Here is a 16,129-nt window from a genome sequence, read left to right as displayed (position 1 = left end):
CGGACGGGCCGGGAGTCAGTCCTCCCGCTCCTTCTCCGCCAGATGGATCACACACACCGCCACCGCGATCAGCAGCGCCGGGTCGGCGTCGTCGCGGACGACGTCGACGCCGTAGGTGTCGCGGAGGGTGTGCCAGCGGCGGGAGATCACGGCGAGGAGTTCGCCGTCGTACTCGACGGCGAACTCCCGGTCGAGGATCCGCCCGCTGACGTCCAGCTCGGTGCTGCCGTCCGCGAGTGTCACCCGGTAGTGGTTGCGCAGCAGCGACAGCCGCTTGCGCCGCACGGTCGCGAGCGGCTCGCCGCCCCGCTCGATCACCATGGTGTCCCGCAGCGCGAGCATCTTCTTGTGGATGTCGATGAGCACACGCCCCTCGGCGTCCTTCAGCTCGAAGGTGTCCCGCAGCCGCATCGCCTTGCCGTCGACGAGGAAGACCTTGTTGCCGCGGTCGTCCTCGATCCAGTAGTCGTCCCCGATGCCGAGGATCCGGTCCCGTACGAGAAGTCTCATGCGCCGAGGGGTTCCCCGCCCGGCTCCGTCCGACGCCGCCACTAGGCCGACGGGCGGAGCCCGCCCCATGTCCGCCGGTGGCACGCTGGACGTATGGACGACGCCGCCTCCGCTCCCCCCGTCCGCCGCTCCGCACGCGTGCGGGCGCCCGAGCTCGCGGGGAAGGGCGGCTGGCTGAACACGGGCGGCGCCGCGTACAGCCTCACCGGCCTGCGCGGGCGCATCGTCCTGCTGGACTTCTGGACGTTCTGCTGCGTGAACTGCCTGCACGTCGTCGACGAGCTGCGGGAGCTGGAGGAGCGGCACCGGGACACGCTCGTGGTGATCGGCGTGCACTCGCCGAAGTTCCCGCACGAGGCGGAGCACGCGGCGGTGGCGGACGCCGTGGAGCGGTACGCGGTCGCGCATCCCGTGCTGGACGACCCCGAGCTGACGACGTGGACGCAGTACGCGGTACGGGCGTGGCCGACGCTGGTGGTCGTCGACCCGGAGGGGTACGTCGTGGCCACGTACTCCGGTGAGGGGCACGTGTCCGAGATCGAGCGGCTGGTGACCGAGCTGGAGGCCGAGCACGAGGCGAAGGGCACCCTCCGGCGCGGCGACCTCCCGTACGCGCCGCCGGAGCCGGAGCCGACGGTCCTGCGCTTCCCCGGCAAGGTGCTGCGGCTGCCGTCGGGGACGTTCCTCGTCACGGACACCACCCGGCACCAGGTGGTGGAGCTGGCGGAGGACGGGGAGACGGTCCTCAGGCGGTTCGGCAGCGGCGGGCGGGGCCTGGCGGACGGCCCGCCCGGCCGGGCGCGCTTCCAGGAGCCGCAGGGGCTCGCCCTGCTCCCGGACGGCGCCGTGGCCGTCGCCGACACCGTCAACCACGCCCTGAGGCGCCTCGACCCGGGATCGGGCGAGGTCACCACCCTCGCCGGCACCGGCTCCCCCTGGCGCCCCGGGGACCCCACGGACGGCCCGGCCTGGGACGTGCGCCTCTCCTCGCCCTGGGACGTCGTGTGGTGGCGGGACCGGGTGTGGATCGCCATGGCCGGCATCCACCAGCTCTGGTCCTACGACCCCGCCGCCGGCATGGTCGCCCGTGAGGCCGGGACGGGCGGGGAGCAGCTGGTCGACGCGCCGGCGAAGGAGGCCCTGTTCGCGCAGCCCTCGGGGCTCGCGGTGACACCGGAGGGGCTGTGGGTGGCCGACTCGGAGAGCTCCGCGCTGCGCCTGCTCGACACGGACGGACAGGTGCGTACGGCCGTCGGCGCGGGGCTGTTCGCCTTCGGGTACGAGGACGGTCCGGCGGACCGGGCGCTGCTCCAGCACCCGCTCGGGGTGACAGCGCTCCCCGACGGCTCTCTGGCGGTCTGCGACACGTACAACAACGCCCTGCGCCGCTACGACCCGGCCACCGGCGAGGTGACCACCCTGGCGGCCGATCTGCGGGAGCCCAGCGGGGCCGTGGTGGCCGGCGAGGACGTCGTGGTGGTGGAGTCGGCGCGGCACCGGCTGACCCGGCTGCGGCTGCCCCAGGAGGTACTCGGCGGTCCGCGGGAGGCGGAGCGGCCCGTCACCGAGGTCGCCGTCGGCCCCGTCCGCCTGGAGGTGGCCTTCGAGCCCCCGCCCGGCCAGAAGCTCGACACGCGGGACGGTCCCGCGACCCGTCTGCTCGTGTCCGCCTCACCGCCCGCGCTCCTGCGCGGCGGAGAGGGCGCGGGGAGTGACCTCTCCCGCGCCCTCGAGACCGACCCCGCCGTGGGGCAGGGGGTGCTGCATGTCGTGGCGACGGCGGCCGCGTGCGACGCCGACCCGGCCGTGGCCCATCCGGCCTGCCATGTGCACCGCCGTGAGTGGCGGCTGCCCGTGCGTCCCGTCGAGGGGGGCGCGGACCGGCTGGTCCTGGAACTGCCGTAGCCGTCCGGGGCGGACGGCGCGGGGCGGGCGTCCGGTCAGACGCCGTACCCGTCGCCGTAGCCGTCGCGGGTGTGGTGGTGCGGACGTGCCGGGTCGTCGACCACCGGGGTGGCGGGGGGTACCACGACCCGCCGGCGCCGGGCGATGCTGCTGAAGGTCGCGACGCCGATCAGTCCGACGATCATGAAGATGACGCCGACCAGGTCAAGGTTGACACCCTGCATGTCCCAGTCGGTCGCGAACGTGAGGATTGCTCCCACGGCGATGAGGATGATGCATCCGCCGAGGCCCATAGGTGTCGCCTCCCTGTCCGGTGTTTCCGGTGCGCACCGGGTACCCGGAGGGGCGGCTCCCATGCGCCGGGGAGCGCACGGGAGTTGACCGCCGCTCAGGAGGCTGCCCCGTCAGGGCCTGCGGCCGAACTAGCCCTCCAGGAAAGCCGTCAGCGCGTTCGCCAGCAGGAACGGGTCCTTGGCGCCGCACAGTTCGCGGACGCTGTGCATCGACAGGATCGCCACACCGATGTCGACCGTCTTGATGCCGTGGCGGGCCGCGGTGATCGGGCCGATCGTGGTGCCGCAGGGCATCGCGTTGTTGGAGACGAACGTCTGGAAGGGCACCCCGGCCTTCTCGCAGGCCGCCGCGAACACCGCGCGCCCCGAACCGTCCGTGGCGTAGCGGTTGTTGACGTTCACCTTGAGGATGGGGCCGCCGTCGACGCGCGGGTGGTGCGTCGGGTCGTGCCGCTCCGCGTAGTTGGGGTGCACGGCGTGGCCGGTGTCGGAGGACAGGCAGACGGTCCCGGCGAGGGCGCGGGCGCGGTCCTCCAGGGAGCCGCCGCGCGCGTGCACCGAGCGCTCCAGGACGCTGCCGAGCAGCGGGCCGTCCGCGCCGGTGTCGGACTGGGAGCCGTTCTCCTCGTGGTCGAAGGCGGCGAGCACGGGGATGTACGACAGGTCGGAGCCGCGTGCGGCCGCGGCGGCGAGGGCGGCCATGCCGGCGTGCACGGACAGCAGGTTGTCCATGCGGGGGCCCGCGACCAGCTCGCGGTCGCGGCCCAGGTAGGCGGGCGGCTCGACGGGGTGCACCATCAGGTCCCAGCCGGTGACCGAGCCCTCGGGCAGCCCCGCGGTCTCCTCCAGGAAGGCGACGAGGTCGCCGTCGCGGACGTCCTCGCCGAGACCCCACACCGGCTGCATGTGCCGCTGCTTGTCGAGCTTGAGGCCGTCGGAGTTGACCGCGCGGTCCAGGTGGATCGCGAGCTGGGGGACCCGCAGCAGCGGCCGGTCGACGTCCACCAGGCGGGTCGTGCCGTCGCGCAGGGACAGCCGCCCGGCCAGGCCCAGGTCGCGGTCGAGCCAGGAGTTGAGCAGGGGCCCGCCGTAGATCTCCACGGCCACCTGGCGCCAGCCGTGCGCCCCGCTGTCGGGGCGCGGCTTGACGCGCAGGTTGGGGGAGTCGGTGTGGGCGCCGACGATCCGGAACGGCGTGTGCGCCTCGGCCCCCTCGGGGACGTACCAGGCGACGATCGCGCCGCCGCGCAGCACGTACTTGCCGCCTGCCGTGCCGTCCCAGGCGTCCGTCTCCGCGACCTGCCTGAAGCCCGCCTTCTCCAGCCGCTCGGCGGTGTTCGCCACGGCGTGGTACGGCGTGGGGCTCGCCGCGAGGAAGGACATCAGGTCGTCGGTGTGGCCGCGGTCGAAGCGGGGGGGTTCGCTCATGGGTTCACCTTAACGAGCGCGAGGGCCCGCCTCCCTGTACGGGAGCGGGCCCTCGCGGAGCGGGCAGCGACTAGAACGCCGCCTCGTCCAGCTCCATCAGGTCCAGCTCGACGCCCTCGGCGACCTTGCGGGCCAGGGTGACGCCCGGGAGGACGTTGGCCGCGAAGAACTTCGCCGCCGCGATCTTGCCGGTGTAGAACGCCTTGTCCTTGGCGGAGGCCGTCGGGAGCTTCTCGGCGGCGATCGCGGCGTGCTTGAGCAGCAGGTAGCCGACGACGACGTCACCGGAGGCCATCAGCAGGCGGGTGGTGTTGAGGCCCACCTTGTAGATGTTCTTGACGTCCTTCTCGGTGGCCGCGAGGTCGGTCAGCATCAGGCCGACGATGGCCTCCAGCTCGACGGCGGCCTTGGCCAGGTGCTCGCGGGCGCCCGCCAGCTCCTCGCCGCCCTCGTTGACCGCGAGGAACTTCTTGATGTCCTCGGCGAGCGAGTTCAGCGCGGCGCCCTGGTTGCGGACGATCTTCCGGAAGAAGAAGTCCTGGCCCTGGATCGCGGTGGTGCCCTCGTAGAGGGTGTCGATCTTGGAGTCCCGGATGTACTGCTCGATCGGGTACTCCTGCAGGAAGCCGGAGCCGCCGAAGGTCTGCAGCGACTGGGCGAGCTGCTCGTAGGCCTTCTCGGAGCCGTAGCCCTTGACGATCGGCAGGAGCAGGTCGTTCATCGCGTGCTCGGTGGAGGCGTCCTCGCCGTTCGCCTCCTTGAGCTGGATGGCGTCCTGGACGGACGCGGTGTACATCACCAGGGCGCGCATGCCCTCCGCGTACGCCTTCTGCGTCATCAGCGAACGGCGGACGTCGGGGTGGTGGGTGATGGTGACCTTGGGGGCGGTCTTGTCCATGAAGTTCGCCAGGTCGGGGCCCTGGACGCGCTCCTTGGCGTACTCCAGCGCGTTCAGGTAGCCCGTGGACAGCGTGGAGATCGCCTTCGTGCCGACCATCATGCGGGCGAACTCGATGATGCGGAACATCTGGCGGATGCCGTCGTGCTTGTCGCCGATCAGCCAGCCCTTGGCGGGGTGCTTGTCGCCGAACGTCATCTCGCAGGTGTTGGAGGCCTTGAGGCCCATCTTGTGCTCGACGTTCGTGGCGTAGACGCCGTTGCGCTCGCCCAGCTCGCCGGTCTCGAAGTCGAAGAGGTACTTCGGGACGAGGAAGAGGGACAGGCCCTTGGTGCCGGGTCCCGCGCCCTCGGGGCGGGCGAGCACGTAGTGGAGGATGTTCTCCGACATGTCGTGCTCACCGGACGTGATGAAGCGCTTCACGCCCTCGATGTGCCAGGAGCCGTCCTCCTGCTGCACGGCCTTGGTGCGGCCGGCGCCGACGTCCGAGCCGGCGTCCGGCTCGGTGAGCACCATCGTGGAGCCCCACTGCTTCTCCGTGGCGATCTTCGCGATGTGCTTCTGGACCTCGTTGCCCTCCTCGAAGAGGATGCCCGCGAAGGCGGGGCCCGAGGAGTACATCCACACGGCCGGGTTGGCGCCCAGGATCAGCTCGGCGTAGGCCCAGATGAGGGAGCGGGGCGCGGTGGTGCCGCCGATCTCCTCGGGCAGGCCGAGCCGCCAGTACTCGGAGTCCATGAAGGCCTGGTAGCTCTTCTTGAAGGACGCGGGGACCGGCGCGGTGTTGGTCTCCGGGTCGAAGACCGGCGGGTTGCGGTCGGCGTCGGCGAAGGACTCCGCGAGCTCGTTCTCGGAGAGGCGGGCCAGCTCCTCCAGGATGCTCTTCGCGGTGTCGACGTCCATCTCCTCGAACGGGCCCGTGCCGTACAGCTTGTCGCGCCCGAGTACCTCGAAGAGGTTGAACTCGATGTCGCGGAGATTCGACTTGTAGTGCCCCATGGCGACGGCTCCGTTTGAGAGGGATCGGCGAGGGACTGATTCCTCGCAACTGATTCACGTACCGACAAGTAGCTACGATGATGCTACCCGTCGGTAATAAGAAGCAACCCCGATCCGGACATCTGTGACCCAGCCCTCGCGCGGGGTCAGTAGTCTGTGGGCCATGTACGGCTACGACCAGAGTGCGGGGACCCAGCAGGGTTACGTGCCGCCGCAGCAGCAGATGCCGGGCGGGTACGGGCAGCAGGCGCCGGCGTATCCCGAACCGTCCGCACCCTCGCTCGCCGACGCCGTGCGCGCGTTCACCACGGGGCAGATGGCGGCGGAGGACTTCCAGCAGATCTTCGCGACGTCCAAGGTCTACTGCCCGCGCGGCGACAACCCCGGCTTCCTCGCCCTGCACAACACCCAGCAGCCCGTGATCCCGATGTTCACCTCGCTCAAGGAGCTGCGGCGGTACGCGGGCAAGGAGTCCAAGTACTTCGTGATCACCGGCGCCGAGGTGATCGACCTGCTGCCCACCGGCTACGGCTTCGTCCTCGACATGGAGGGCGAGCACCGGATGGTGTTCGACGCCAAGGCCGTCGAGCAGATGGTCGAGTTCGCGATGCGCCGTATGTACGGCTGACCGCAGACCCTGTGACCGCCGTCAGGAGCCCGGAGGGAATTCCCTCCGGGCTTTCTCGGTTCCAGGTGGCAAGAAGTTCAACGCTCAACTAAAGTGGGCGTACCCGAGGAGGTACCGATGCCTGCAGTGACCGTCGAGAACCCGTTGACGCTGCCCCGTGTGACCGCTCCCGCCGACGCCGTGGCACGTCCCGTGCTGGCCGTCACGACCGCTCCCGGCGGTTTCGAGGGCGAGGGCTTCCCGGTGCGCCGGGCGTTCGCGGGAATCAACTACCGCCATCTCGACCCGTTCATCATGATGGACCAGATGGGTGAGGTGGAGTACGCGCCGGGCGAGCCCAAGGGCACCCCCTGGCACCCCCACCGCGGTTTCGAGACCGTCACCTACATCATCGACGGGATCTTCGACCACCAGGACTCCAACGGCGGTGGCGGCACCATCACCAACGGCGACACCCAGTGGATGACGGCCGGCGCCGGCCTGCTCCACATCGAGGCGCCGCCGGAGCACCTGGTGATGTCCGGAGGGCTGTTCCACGGCCTCCAGCTGTGGGTGAACCTCCCCGCCAAGGACAAGATGATGGCGCCCCGCTACCAGGACATCCGCAGCGGCAGCGTCCAGCTGCTCACCTCCCCGGACGGCGGCGCGCTGCTCCGCGTCATCGCCGGCGAGCTCGGCGGTCACGAGGGCCCGGGCATCACGCACACGCCGATCACGATGATCCACGCCACGCTCGCCCCGGGCGCCGAGGTCACCCTGCCCTGGCGGGAGGACTTCAACGGCCTGGCGTACGTCATGGCCGGGCGCGGCGCGGTGGGCGCGGAGCGGCGTCCGATCCACCTCGGCCAGACCGCGGTGTTCGGCGCCGGCGGCTCGCTGACCGTCCGAGCGGACGAGAAGCAGGACTCGCACACGCCGGACCTGGAGGTCGTGCTGCTCGGCGGCCGGCCCATCCGTGAGCCGATGGCGCACTACGGGCCGTTCGTGATGAACACCAAGGAGGAGCTGATGCAGGCCTTCGAGGACTTCCAGAAGGGCCGCCTCGGCACGGTCCCCGCGGTGCACGGCATGACGGAGAAGGGCCCGGGCCAGGACTGAGTCCGAGTCCGGACGGAAGACGTCACGGCGACGGCCCCGGTCACCCGTGGCCGTCGCCGTTCTTCGGCTCGTAGAGCTCGAACCAGATGCTCTTGCCGCGGCCGCGCGGGGCGACGCCCCAGGTGTGGGCGAGAAGCTCGATCAGCAGCAGACCGCGGCCCGAGGAGGCCAGCTCGCCCGGGCGGCGCGGGTGCGGGAGGTCGTCGCCGGTGTCGGTGACCTCGATCCGGATACGCCGGCCGTCGCCGCCGTCCGTGACCTCGGCGAGCAGCAGCGCGTCGGAGTCGGTGTGCACCAGCACGTTGGTGAGCATCTCCGACAGCAGCAGCACCGCCGTGTCCACCTGGTCCGGCGCGTTCCAGTCGTGCAGCAGCTCCCGCAGCTGCTGCCGGGCGACGGACACGCGCTCCGGCTCGGCCTGCGCCACGGTGAGCGCCGTGCGGCGCACCGGGGGCGGCGCCGTGTCGTCCGCGCCGCAGCCGCAGTCGGTGCCCTGCCGGGTGAGCAGCAGCAGGGCTATGTCGTCCTCGCGGCGGTCGGCCAGCGGTCCGGTGGTGTGGTGCGAGGAGGGGCCGTGCACCGCCTGCACCAGCGCGTCGGCCAGCTCCTCCTGGGTGCCGGTGTGCCGCTCCAGGATCTCCCGCAGCCGCTGCCAGCCGGTGTCCAGGTCGTGCCCGCCGGTCTCGATCAGTCCGTCCGTGCAGATCAGCAGGGTCTCGCCGGGCTCCAGGATCAGCCGGGTGGTCGGGTAGTCGGCGTCCGGGTCGATGCCCAGCGGCAGTCCGCCCTCCGTCGGCCGGGTCAGCACCGTCCCGTCGGCCATCCGGATCACCGGCTCGGGATGTCCGGCGCGGGCCACCTCCAGCACGCCCGTCGCCGGGTCGACCTCGGCGTACAGGCAGGTCGCGAAGCGTAGCTCGGCCGGGTCCTCGCCGATGCCGTGCAGGAAGCGGGAGGCGCGGGACAGCACGGCGTCCGGCCGGTGCCCCTCCGAGGCGTACGCCCGCAGGGCTATCCGCAGCTGGCCCATCAGCCCCGCCGCCCGTACGTCGTGCCCCTGCACGTCCCCGATGACCAGCGCGAACCGTCCTGCCCCGGACGCCGTCGTCCCCGAGGCGCCCCCGGGCAGCGGGATCACGTCGTACCAGTCGCCGCCGACCTGGAGGCCGCCGCCGGTCGGGACGTAGCGGGCGGTGACGTCCATGCCCGGGATGCCCGGGCCGAGCTTGGGCATCATCGTGCGCTGGAGGTCCTCGGTGAGCTCCTTCTCGGTCTCCGCGGTGCCCGCGCGGGACAGCGCCTGGGCGAGCATCCGGGCGACCGTGGTGAGCACGGACCGCTCGTCGGGCGTGAAGGCGACCGGGTAGGCGAAGGCGGCCAGCCAGGCGCCCATGGTGTGTCCTGAGGCGGTCAGCGGGAGGAAGGCCCAGGACTGGCGGCCGAAACGCTGGGCGAGCGGCCAGGTGAGCGGGTAGCGCGCCTTGTACTCCTCGGGGGAGGAGAGGTAGACCGCGCGGCCGGTGCGCACCACCTCGGCGGCCGGGTAGTCCGTGTCGAGCGGCATGTAGAAGGGGCTGTCGGCGCCGGGCTCGTGCCCGTGGTGGCCGATGATCGTGAGCCGGTCGCCCTCCACGCCGAACACGGCCAGGCCGTCCGGGGTGAACCCCGGCATGGACAGGTTCGCGGCGACCCGCAGCACCTCCTGCGTGGAGCGCGCCTCCGCCAGCGCGCGGCCGGCGTCCAGCAGGAACGCCTCACGGGAGCGCCGCCAGTCGCCGGTGACCGCGCTGCGCGCGGCGGGTGTGCCCGGCGCCGGCTCGGTCACCTCCTGGAGGGTCCCGGTCAGGACGTACGCCTTGCGCTCGGGGTCGTAGATCGGCTTGGAGCGGCTGCGGACGACGCGGACGACGTTGTTCTGGTCGTCCATGATCCGGATGCGCACCTCGGCGAGGGTGCCCTCGGCGACGGCCAGCTGGATGATCCCGGTGATCTCGTTCCAGTCGACGGGGTGGAAGCGGGAGCGGACCTGGGCCTCCGTGAGGGTGGCCGGCTCCTCGGGCAGCCCGAGCAGCCCTGCTGCGACGGCATCGACCGTGACCTCTCCGGATGCGGTGTCCCAGTGCCACACGCCGGTTCCGAGGGCGGCGAGGACGTCCCCCAGGGCGGGCAGGGGCTCACCAGTGCGCATTGCACCACTTTATGAAGATGCTCCTGAAAACTTCCACCCATGTCGTTTCCGGACCCCCGGGGGAGCGCGGGTTCGACGCCCGGAAAAGGGCGGAGCAGCGATCTTGGCCTGGCCGGTAGGCTTGGGGGGAGTTTCACGTGAAACAACGACCCCGATCCGCGAAGGCTGGATGAACGACGATGCATCGGTACAGGTCCCACACCTGCGGCGAGCTCCGCGCCTCTGACGTCGGCACCGACGTCCGGCTGAGTGGCTGGCTGCACAATCGGCGCGACCTGGGCGGCATCCTCTTCATCGATCTGCGCGATCACTACGGGATCACCCAGCTGGTGGCCCGTCCGGGCACCGCGGCGTACGAGGCGCTCGACAAGCTCTCCAAGGAGACCGTGGTCCGCGTCGACGGCAAGGTCGTCTCGCGCGGTACGGAGAACGTGAACCCCGACCTGCCGACCGGTGAGATCGAGGTCGAGGTCTCCGAGGTCGAGGTGCTGGGCGAGGCGGCCCCGCTGCCCTTCACCATCAACACCGAGGACGGTGTCAACGAGGAGCGGCGCCTGGAGTACCGCTTCCTCGACCTGCGCCGCGAGCGCATGCACCGCAACATCATGCTGCGCACGCAGGTCATCTCGGCGATCCGCCACAAGATGACCGCCCTGGGCTTCAACGAGATGACCACGCCGATCCTGTCCGCGACCTCCCCCGAGGGCGCGCGCGACTTCGTGGTCCCGTCCCGGCTGCACCCCGGCAAGTTCTACGCGCTGCCGCAGGCGCCGCAGCAGTTCAAGCAACTGCTGATGATCTCGGGCTTCGACCGCTACTTCCAGATCGCGCCCTGCTTCCGTGACGAGGACGCCCGCGCGGACCGTTCCCCGGGCGAGTTCTACCAGCTCGACGTCGAGATGAGCTTCGTCGAGCAGGAGGACGTCTTCCAGCCGATCGAGAAGCTCATGACCGAGCTGTTCGAGGAGTTCGGCAACGGCCGCCACGTCACATCGCCGTTCCCGCGGATCCCGTTCCGCGAGGCGATGCTGAAGTACGGCTCCGACAAGCCGGACCTGCGCGCCCAGCTGGAGCTCGTCGACATCACCGACATCTTCGAGGGCTCGGAGTTCAAGGCGTTCGCCGGCAAGCACGTGCGTGCGCTGCCGGTGCCGGACGTCTCCGGCCAGCCCCGCAAGTTCTTCGACCAGCTCGGCGACTACGCGGTCTCCCAGGGCGCGAAGGGCCTGGCGTGGGTGCGCGTCGGCGAGGACGGCTCGCTGACCGGCCCGATCGCGAAGTTCCTCACCGAGGAGAACGTCGCGGAGCTGACCAAGCGGCTGGCGCTGGCCCCGGGCCACGCGGTGTTCTTCGGTGCCGGTGAGTTCGACGAGGTCTCGAAGATCATGGGCGCGGTGCGGGTCGAGGCCGCCAAGCGCGCCGGCCACTTCGAGGAGAACGTCTTCCGCTTCTGCTGGATCGTCGACTTCCCGATGTACGAGAAGGACGAGGAGACCGGGAAGATCGACTTCTCGCACAACCCCTTCTCGATGCCGCAGGGCGGCCTGGAGGCCCTGGAGACCCAGGACCCGCTGGACATCCTGGGCTGGCAGTACGACATCGTCTGCAACGGCGTCGAGCTGTCCTCGGGCGCGATCCGGAACCACGAGCCGGACATCATGCTCAAGGCGTTCGAGATCGCGGGCTACGACCGCGAGACGGTCGAGGAGAAGTTCGCCGGCATGCTGCGCGCGTTCCGCTTCGGCGCCCCGCCGCACGGCGGCATCGCCCCCGGCGTGGACCGCATCGTGATGCTCCTCGCCGACGAGCCGAACATCCGCGAGACGATCGCCTTCCCGCTCAACGGCAACGCCCAGGACCTGATGATGGGCGCCCCGACGGAGCTGGAGGAGGCCCGGCTGAAGGAACTGCACCTGTCGGTGCGGAAGCCGCAGCCGAAGTAGTCCGTGACTGAGGGAAGGGCCCGGAACCTGGTCGGTTCCGGGCCCTTCCCTGTTGCCGCCGAGGGCACCTCAGGGTGCAGGCGTCTCGTCGGCGAAGAGGTCCTCGGCCCTGGAGACCGTCAGGGAGCGGTCGAACCAGGTGGTGAGGGTGTCGAGGTCGGTGCAGGTGGTGATGCGCTCACGCACCTCGTCCGAGACGGCGATCCCACGCACCCTCAGCGCGTGCAGGATGGCTTCTGCCTTGCCTTCCGCCTTCCCTTCCGCTCTTCCCTCGAGGTACTTCTCCTCGAAGAGCGTTCCGTGTCCCGGGAAGTGGGTGACGACGTTCTGCATCAACTTCCTCCAACTTGCCTTGGCCGAAGTGGACTCCAGCCCGACTTCCACGACTTCGAACCAGTACCTCGTGACGTCCGGCTCGAAGGACACGAGTCCGCGGGCGACCGCTTCCAGTATGGCCGCGGATCGCTTGCTCTGGCTGTGCACGATGGCCGAGAGGGCGGCGAGGGCCGGCTGCTGGGCCACCACCGCCTCGTCGGTGACCTCCGGGACCGTTTGCGGTCCCAGCACGAAGGGCCGGGTGACCTGCGTCGTCCAGGGGCCGACCGAGCACTCGAAGGGGCCCATGGCCCAGGCGGCCGTCGAAGGGTCGCGGCACACGGCGACCAGCAGGACCGGCAGGTCGTACTTGGCACGCAGGTACGAGACGTAGTACGCCCAGTTCCTCGCCTTCTCCGGATCCTTCTTCGTCTGGGCCTCGACGGCCAGGACGAAGTGCTCCCCCATGTCGGGCTCGAACATCAGGACCGTGTCGGCGCGGCGCTCCACCGGACGGATCTCGGTCGTGTCCGGAGAGAGCTCGTGGAAGTCCGTCTTCGCGGGCGGCGGCAGCCCCAGTGCCTCGAAGACTGGGGCGAGGGCCTCCGGATGCTCCTGGAAGAGCCGGTGGGAGGCCTCGTGTGTGGCGGTGACCATGAGCGGCACGGTAGGGCGCTCATGGTCCCGAGTCGGCTGGTGTGCGGGCGTGTTCACCCGTTCGAGGGTGGAAGGAACGTTCCCGCCGGTCAGCGGGCGACGAACTGGGTCAGGATGGCCTGGACCTCGTAGATGTCGACGCCCTTCGTGAAGGTCTTCTGGATCGGGGTCGGGGAGCTGGAGATCCAGATCTTGAGTTCGGCGTCGAGGTCGAAGTGGCCCGCGGTCTCCACGGCGAAGTGGGAGATGCTGCGGTACGGGATCGAGTGGTACTCGGTCTTCTTGCCGGTGATGCCCTGCTTGTCGACGAGGATCAGGCGGCGGTCCGTGAACAGGATCGTGTCGCGTATCAGCAGGAACGCCGCGTGCACCTGCTCGCCGTGGCCCAGGAGCCGGGCGTAGTCCTGCTGGGCCTTGGCCGGGTCGACGGTGTGCGCGTTGCCGAAGAGTGCCATGGTGTGTGGTCCCCCCACATGTGGTCGGTCGTCCTTGACGCGATCTTCGCAAAGCGTGCGGCCCCGGGAGAAGCGTCGTGTTCTTCCGGGGCCGTGCTGTAGCGCGCGTGTTACGTGCCGGTGGGACGGCGGAATCGGTAGCCGGGCACGGGACCGAGCGATTCGTCCACGTGGATGCAGTCCGACCAGTCGCGTCGTTCGAGGGGAGACAGGAGGGGTTCCAGCGAGCAGTTCCAAACGTCGCACAGAGTGCGGACGAACAGGCCGTACAAGTCGTCCGACATGCGCCACCAGTGCTTCTGCCATGTGAGGGTGGGGTGGTCACGGGCGAACTCATAGGCGGGATCACGGTTGGCGGCGTATGGGAACACCTCCGTCAGCGGTGAGCTGGTGCCGTACTGGCAGATGAAAATGCAGTCGTCGGGCAGCTGGATTGGCTCTCCGGACACCGGGTGACCAATCTCGGGTGGGCGGGTGCGCCAGGAGAGAGGCCAGCCGAGACCCACGAAGATGTCGGTGCGCTGTACCACCCACTCGCGAACCTCGGACAGGCTGAGCACACCCTGTGCCGTCAGGGCGAACGCAACGTCGTCGGAGAGCGGGGGGGAAGCGGTGTGCAGGGTGAGCGCGATCTCCAACTGCAGCGAATCGTCGAAGAGCCCGGCGCTGCGTAGTCGTTGCTCCTGTGTGTGAACCCACTGCCGCATCTCGTCCCGGGTGGCGACCAGTGCAGCCTTGTCCCGTGAGGCGCGGCTGGGTTGTCCCATGAGGTATCCGGCGAACGCAACCGACGTATCGGCAAGAAATCCGTTGACCGTCACAATGCCCGGGTAATCACGCTGCCCCTGATGCCTCCAGTTGCTCCACAGCATGGCGAGCCCGACGCGCTGCCCCTTGTCGTCGCGTACCTCCGTCGCCCTGTTGACGAAGTCGTCGCGTATCTGGAGACGGAACTTCTCCTCCCCGGCGCGCCCCTTCGCCGCCTGCGGCGGGTAAAGGCGGTCGAAGACCTCCTCCCGCGCCCCGGAGGCGAGGGAGAACGGGCGGAGAACCTGCGGCTCCGGTGCTCCCGGCTCCCAGGTATGAATGGGCACCGCGTTCTCCAGTACCAGACGCCTGGCCAGCTCGGGCAGACGTTCGTCGTAGGTTCTGTTGAACAGGCCCTGCATCGCGTAAGGGCTCTTTCTGAGCTTCACCCGCACCGTCGTGCCCTCCGGCACCCACCCCTGTCCCGGCACCGGAGTGAGGAGCGGGCGGTGCGAAGGGCCGTCGAAGGTGAGGCGGCGGGCGTCCGCCAGGGAGGCGTCATAGCGGCGGGTGATCAGTTCGACCTCGTCGCCCAGGAGGAAGACGGAGAAGAAGCCGATGCCGAAGCGGCCGCTGGGGCGGAAGCCGCCGTCGGCCAGGCCGGGCAGACGGTTGCGCACGCTCGTCGAGCTCCACCCGCTGGTGCCGAAGTCGAGCAGCCCGTGGACCAGGGTCTCCTCGTCCATGCCGGTGCCGGAGTCGCGTACCTCCAGATACCAGTCGTCGTCGGTGCGGGTCAGGCGGATCTCCACCTGGCCGAGCGGGAAGTCGGGCTGGAGCGTCTGGCGGGCCAGCACGGCGTCCTGGGCGTTCTGGATCAGCTCCCGCAGGGCGACCTCCGGTTCGTCCCCGTAGAGCTGCCGGCCGCCGAGTGTGCCGACCAGGGACGGGATGTCGGAGACCTTGACCGTCGCGTCGATGGGGCGCCAGTCCTGAACGCGGAACAGTTCGGCGAAGCGTTCCGGGGAATCGACGCCGGCGACCGCGCGCGCCGCGAGCCGCTTCCGTCCCAGGTCGTGCAGCAGCGCGTCAACAGCCTTGAGCTCGCGGTCGATGCCGCGCAGGTACTCCAGTGCCAGCCACCAGGAGGCGGCGTCCTGAGGCGGGAAGGGGCGCAGCGAGCTGTAGGTGACGCGGTCGCCGTTGCGGTACGGGCGGCTGATGTGCTCCTGAAACCGCCAGTGCTCACGCGACACCCCGCGTGGCCGGCGCAGCGAGAACAGGAAGCTGGGGGCGCGGCGGCTGTCGACCTGGGTGGCGTCGGCGAGACGCAGGATGCACGCCAGCTTGAGCGGCTCGATGACCCACTCGCTCGGTTGCCAGGGCAGCGACCCGATCGAGTGCCGGAACTCTCGGGCCAGGCGGTCCACGGGCCACCAGTGGCTGGCCGCGAGGTCTCCGATCAGCGGGCCGTACCACTCCCGCAGCTGCACCTCGTCGATCAGATGGATCTCGTTGCCCGTGCTGCTCCGCCACGGCTGGTCCACCAGCTGTTTCGCCCGTTCGGCGTGGGTCTCGCGGATCGCGGTCGCCACGCATGCCTCGGCGATCTCTGTAGGCGGGTCTTCCAGATCGCCGCGCTCAGGCCAGCATCCCTCCCGTTCGTAGTAGGCCAGCGACACCAGGTCGCGCCAGCGCTTCTCGCCCAACGCCTCCGGCACGGTCGTTCCGTAGGCGGCCGTTCCCATTGCCGCGTCGTGCAGCACGAAGGCGCAGCCCAGGACGTACGCCTCGGCCGGGTTCAGGGTGACCATGTCCCCACAGACGAGGTCGGCCGTCTCCCACAGCGCGTCCACATGGCTGATGTCGTGCACGGTGAAGTCCGGCATGCTGCGGGCGTTCTCCTCCAGGAGGACGGCAGCCTTTCGTCGCAACTCCGTGTACGACGTGCGCAGTCGTCCCCGTTGCTCGGCGTGAGCATCCGCCTCGGGACCCCCCGGACGGGCGGCGAGGGTGTCCTTCCACAGGGACGTGTTCGTGTGGACGTGCTCGGTCACGGGGGACG

At 70.2% G+C, this 16,129-nt stretch carries 12 protein-coding genes; 4 read left to right on the top strand and 8 right to left on the bottom strand.

The features are described 5' to 3' along the window. Positions 1–15 precede the first annotated feature (15 nt). Positions 16–510, bottom strand: a complete 495-nt coding sequence (locus ACQY0Z_RS06585) for an LURP-one-related/scramblase family protein (RefSeq protein ID WP_189896980.1) — start codon at positions 508–510, stop codon at positions 16–18. 93 nt (positions 511–603) lie between these two features. On the opposite strand from ACQY0Z_RS06585, the gene ACQY0Z_RS06580 reads away from it, so the two are divergent. Continuing rightward, a complete protein-coding gene (locus tag ACQY0Z_RS06580; RefSeq protein ID WP_439811957.1) occupies positions 604–2,415 on the top strand; it encodes a thioredoxin-like domain-containing protein in 1,812 nt (603 codons plus the stop codon). 35 nt (positions 2,416–2,450) lie between these two features. Here ACQY0Z_RS06580 and ACQY0Z_RS06575 read toward each other — a convergent pair whose 3' ends face one another. The 3 genes from ACQY0Z_RS06575 to ACQY0Z_RS06565 form a co-directional block, all read right to left on the bottom strand. Further along, positions 2,451–2,708, bottom strand: a complete 258-nt coding sequence (locus ACQY0Z_RS06575) for a DUF6458 family protein (protein ID WP_189896976.1) — start codon at positions 2,706–2,708, stop codon at positions 2,451–2,453. A 129-nt stretch (positions 2,709–2,837) separates the two neighbouring features. Further along, positions 2,838–4,136, bottom strand: coding sequence for a M18 family aminopeptidase (locus ACQY0Z_RS06570; protein WP_189896974.1), 1,299 nt, complete (start codon positions 4,134–4,136; stop codon positions 2,838–2,840). A 70-nt stretch (positions 4,137–4,206) separates the two neighbouring features. Next, positions 4,207–6,033, bottom strand: coding sequence for an acyl-CoA dehydrogenase (locus tag ACQY0Z_RS06565; protein ID WP_254587157.1), 1,827 nt, complete (start codon positions 6,031–6,033; stop codon positions 4,207–4,209). Between the two features lie 163 nt (positions 6,034–6,196). Between ACQY0Z_RS06565 and ACQY0Z_RS06560 the strand changes: the two genes are divergently transcribed. Together ACQY0Z_RS06560 and ACQY0Z_RS06555 are read left to right on the top strand one after the other, a co-directional pair. Then, positions 6,197–6,661 (top strand): SseB family protein, encoded by a 465-nt coding sequence (locus ACQY0Z_RS06560; RefSeq protein WP_019525905.1) that lies wholly within the window; start codon positions 6,197–6,199, stop codon positions 6,659–6,661. A 117-nt stretch (positions 6,662–6,778) separates the two neighbouring features. Further along, positions 6,779–7,759, top strand: coding sequence for a pirin family protein (locus ACQY0Z_RS06555; RefSeq protein WP_347225598.1), 981 nt, complete (start codon positions 6,779–6,781; stop codon positions 7,757–7,759). Positions 7,760–7,799: 40 nt separating this feature from the next. Here ACQY0Z_RS06555 and ACQY0Z_RS06550 read toward each other — a convergent pair whose 3' ends face one another. Further along, a complete protein-coding gene (locus ACQY0Z_RS06550) occupies positions 7,800–9,947 on the bottom strand; it encodes a SpoIIE family protein phosphatase (RefSeq protein ID WP_439811956.1) in 2,148 nt (715 codons plus the stop codon). Positions 9,948–10,126: 179 nt separating this feature from the next. Here ACQY0Z_RS06550 and aspS point away from each other — a divergent pair, with 179 nt between their 5' ends. Beyond that, a complete protein-coding gene (gene aspS, locus ACQY0Z_RS06545; RefSeq protein ID WP_254587155.1) occupies positions 10,127–11,890 on the top strand; it encodes an aspartate--tRNA ligase in 1,764 nt (587 codons plus the stop codon). A 69-nt stretch (positions 11,891–11,959) separates the two neighbouring features. On the opposite strand, the gene ACQY0Z_RS06540 is transcribed toward aspS, so the two are convergent. From ACQY0Z_RS06540 to ACQY0Z_RS06530, 3 genes are all read right to left on the bottom strand, one after another. Further along, positions 11,960–12,862, bottom strand: a complete 903-nt coding sequence (locus tag ACQY0Z_RS06540; protein ID WP_210635491.1) for a hypothetical protein — start codon at positions 12,860–12,862, stop codon at positions 11,960–11,962. A gap of 89 nt (positions 12,863–12,951) precedes the next feature. Next, positions 12,952–13,317 (bottom strand): PH domain-containing protein, encoded by a 366-nt coding sequence (locus tag ACQY0Z_RS06535; protein WP_019525900.1) that lies wholly within the window; start codon positions 13,315–13,317, stop codon positions 12,952–12,954. 110 nt (positions 13,318–13,427) lie between these two features. Next, complete coding sequence (locus ACQY0Z_RS06530; protein ID WP_381729275.1) at positions 13,428–16,121, bottom strand: HD domain-containing protein; 2,694 nt, start codon at positions 16,119–16,121, stop codon at positions 13,428–13,430. Positions 16,122–16,129: the final 8 nt, after the last annotated feature.

The organism is Streptomyces sp. P9-2, from assembly GCF_051903975.1.
Classification (GTDB): Bacteria; Actinomycetota; Actinomycetes; order Streptomycetales; family Streptomycetaceae; genus Streptomyces; species Streptomyces cellulosae.
Note: the sequence above shows the minus strand (reverse complement) of the source record. Positions and strands in the feature narration are given on the sequence as shown.

Coding starts and splice junctions, on each gene's coding strand:
- ACQY0Z_RS06585 (WP_189896980.1), bottom strand. CDS start 510: ATGAGACTTCTCGTACGGGACCGGATCCTCGGCATCGGGGACGACTAC.
- ACQY0Z_RS06580 (WP_439811957.1), top strand. CDS start 604: ATGGACGACGCCGCCTCCGCTCCCCCCGTCCGCCGCTCCGCACGCGTG.
- ACQY0Z_RS06575 (WP_189896976.1), bottom strand. CDS start 2,708: ATGGGCCTCGGCGGATGCATCATCCTCATCGCCGTGGGAGCAATCCTC.
- ACQY0Z_RS06570 (WP_189896974.1), bottom strand. CDS start 4,136: ATGAGCGAACCCCCCCGCTTCGACCGCGGCCACACCGACGACCTGATG.
- ACQY0Z_RS06565 (WP_254587157.1), bottom strand. CDS start 6,033: ATGGGGCACTACAAGTCGAATCTCCGCGACATCGAGTTCAACCTCTTC.
- ACQY0Z_RS06560 (WP_019525905.1), top strand. CDS start 6,197: ATGTACGGCTACGACCAGAGTGCGGGGACCCAGCAGGGTTACGTGCCG.
- ACQY0Z_RS06555 (WP_347225598.1), top strand. CDS start 6,779: ATGCCTGCAGTGACCGTCGAGAACCCGTTGACGCTGCCCCGTGTGACC.
- ACQY0Z_RS06550 (WP_439811956.1), bottom strand. CDS start 9,947: ATGCGCACTGGTGAGCCCCTGCCCGCCCTGGGGGACGTCCTCGCCGCC.
- aspS (WP_254587155.1), top strand. CDS start 10,127: ATGCATCGGTACAGGTCCCACACCTGCGGCGAGCTCCGCGCCTCTGAC.
- ACQY0Z_RS06540 (WP_210635491.1), bottom strand. CDS start 12,862: ATGGTCACCGCCACACACGAGGCCTCCCACCGGCTCTTCCAGGAGCAT.
- ACQY0Z_RS06535 (WP_019525900.1), bottom strand. CDS start 13,317: ATGGCACTCTTCGGCAACGCGCACACCGTCGACCCGGCCAAGGCCCAG.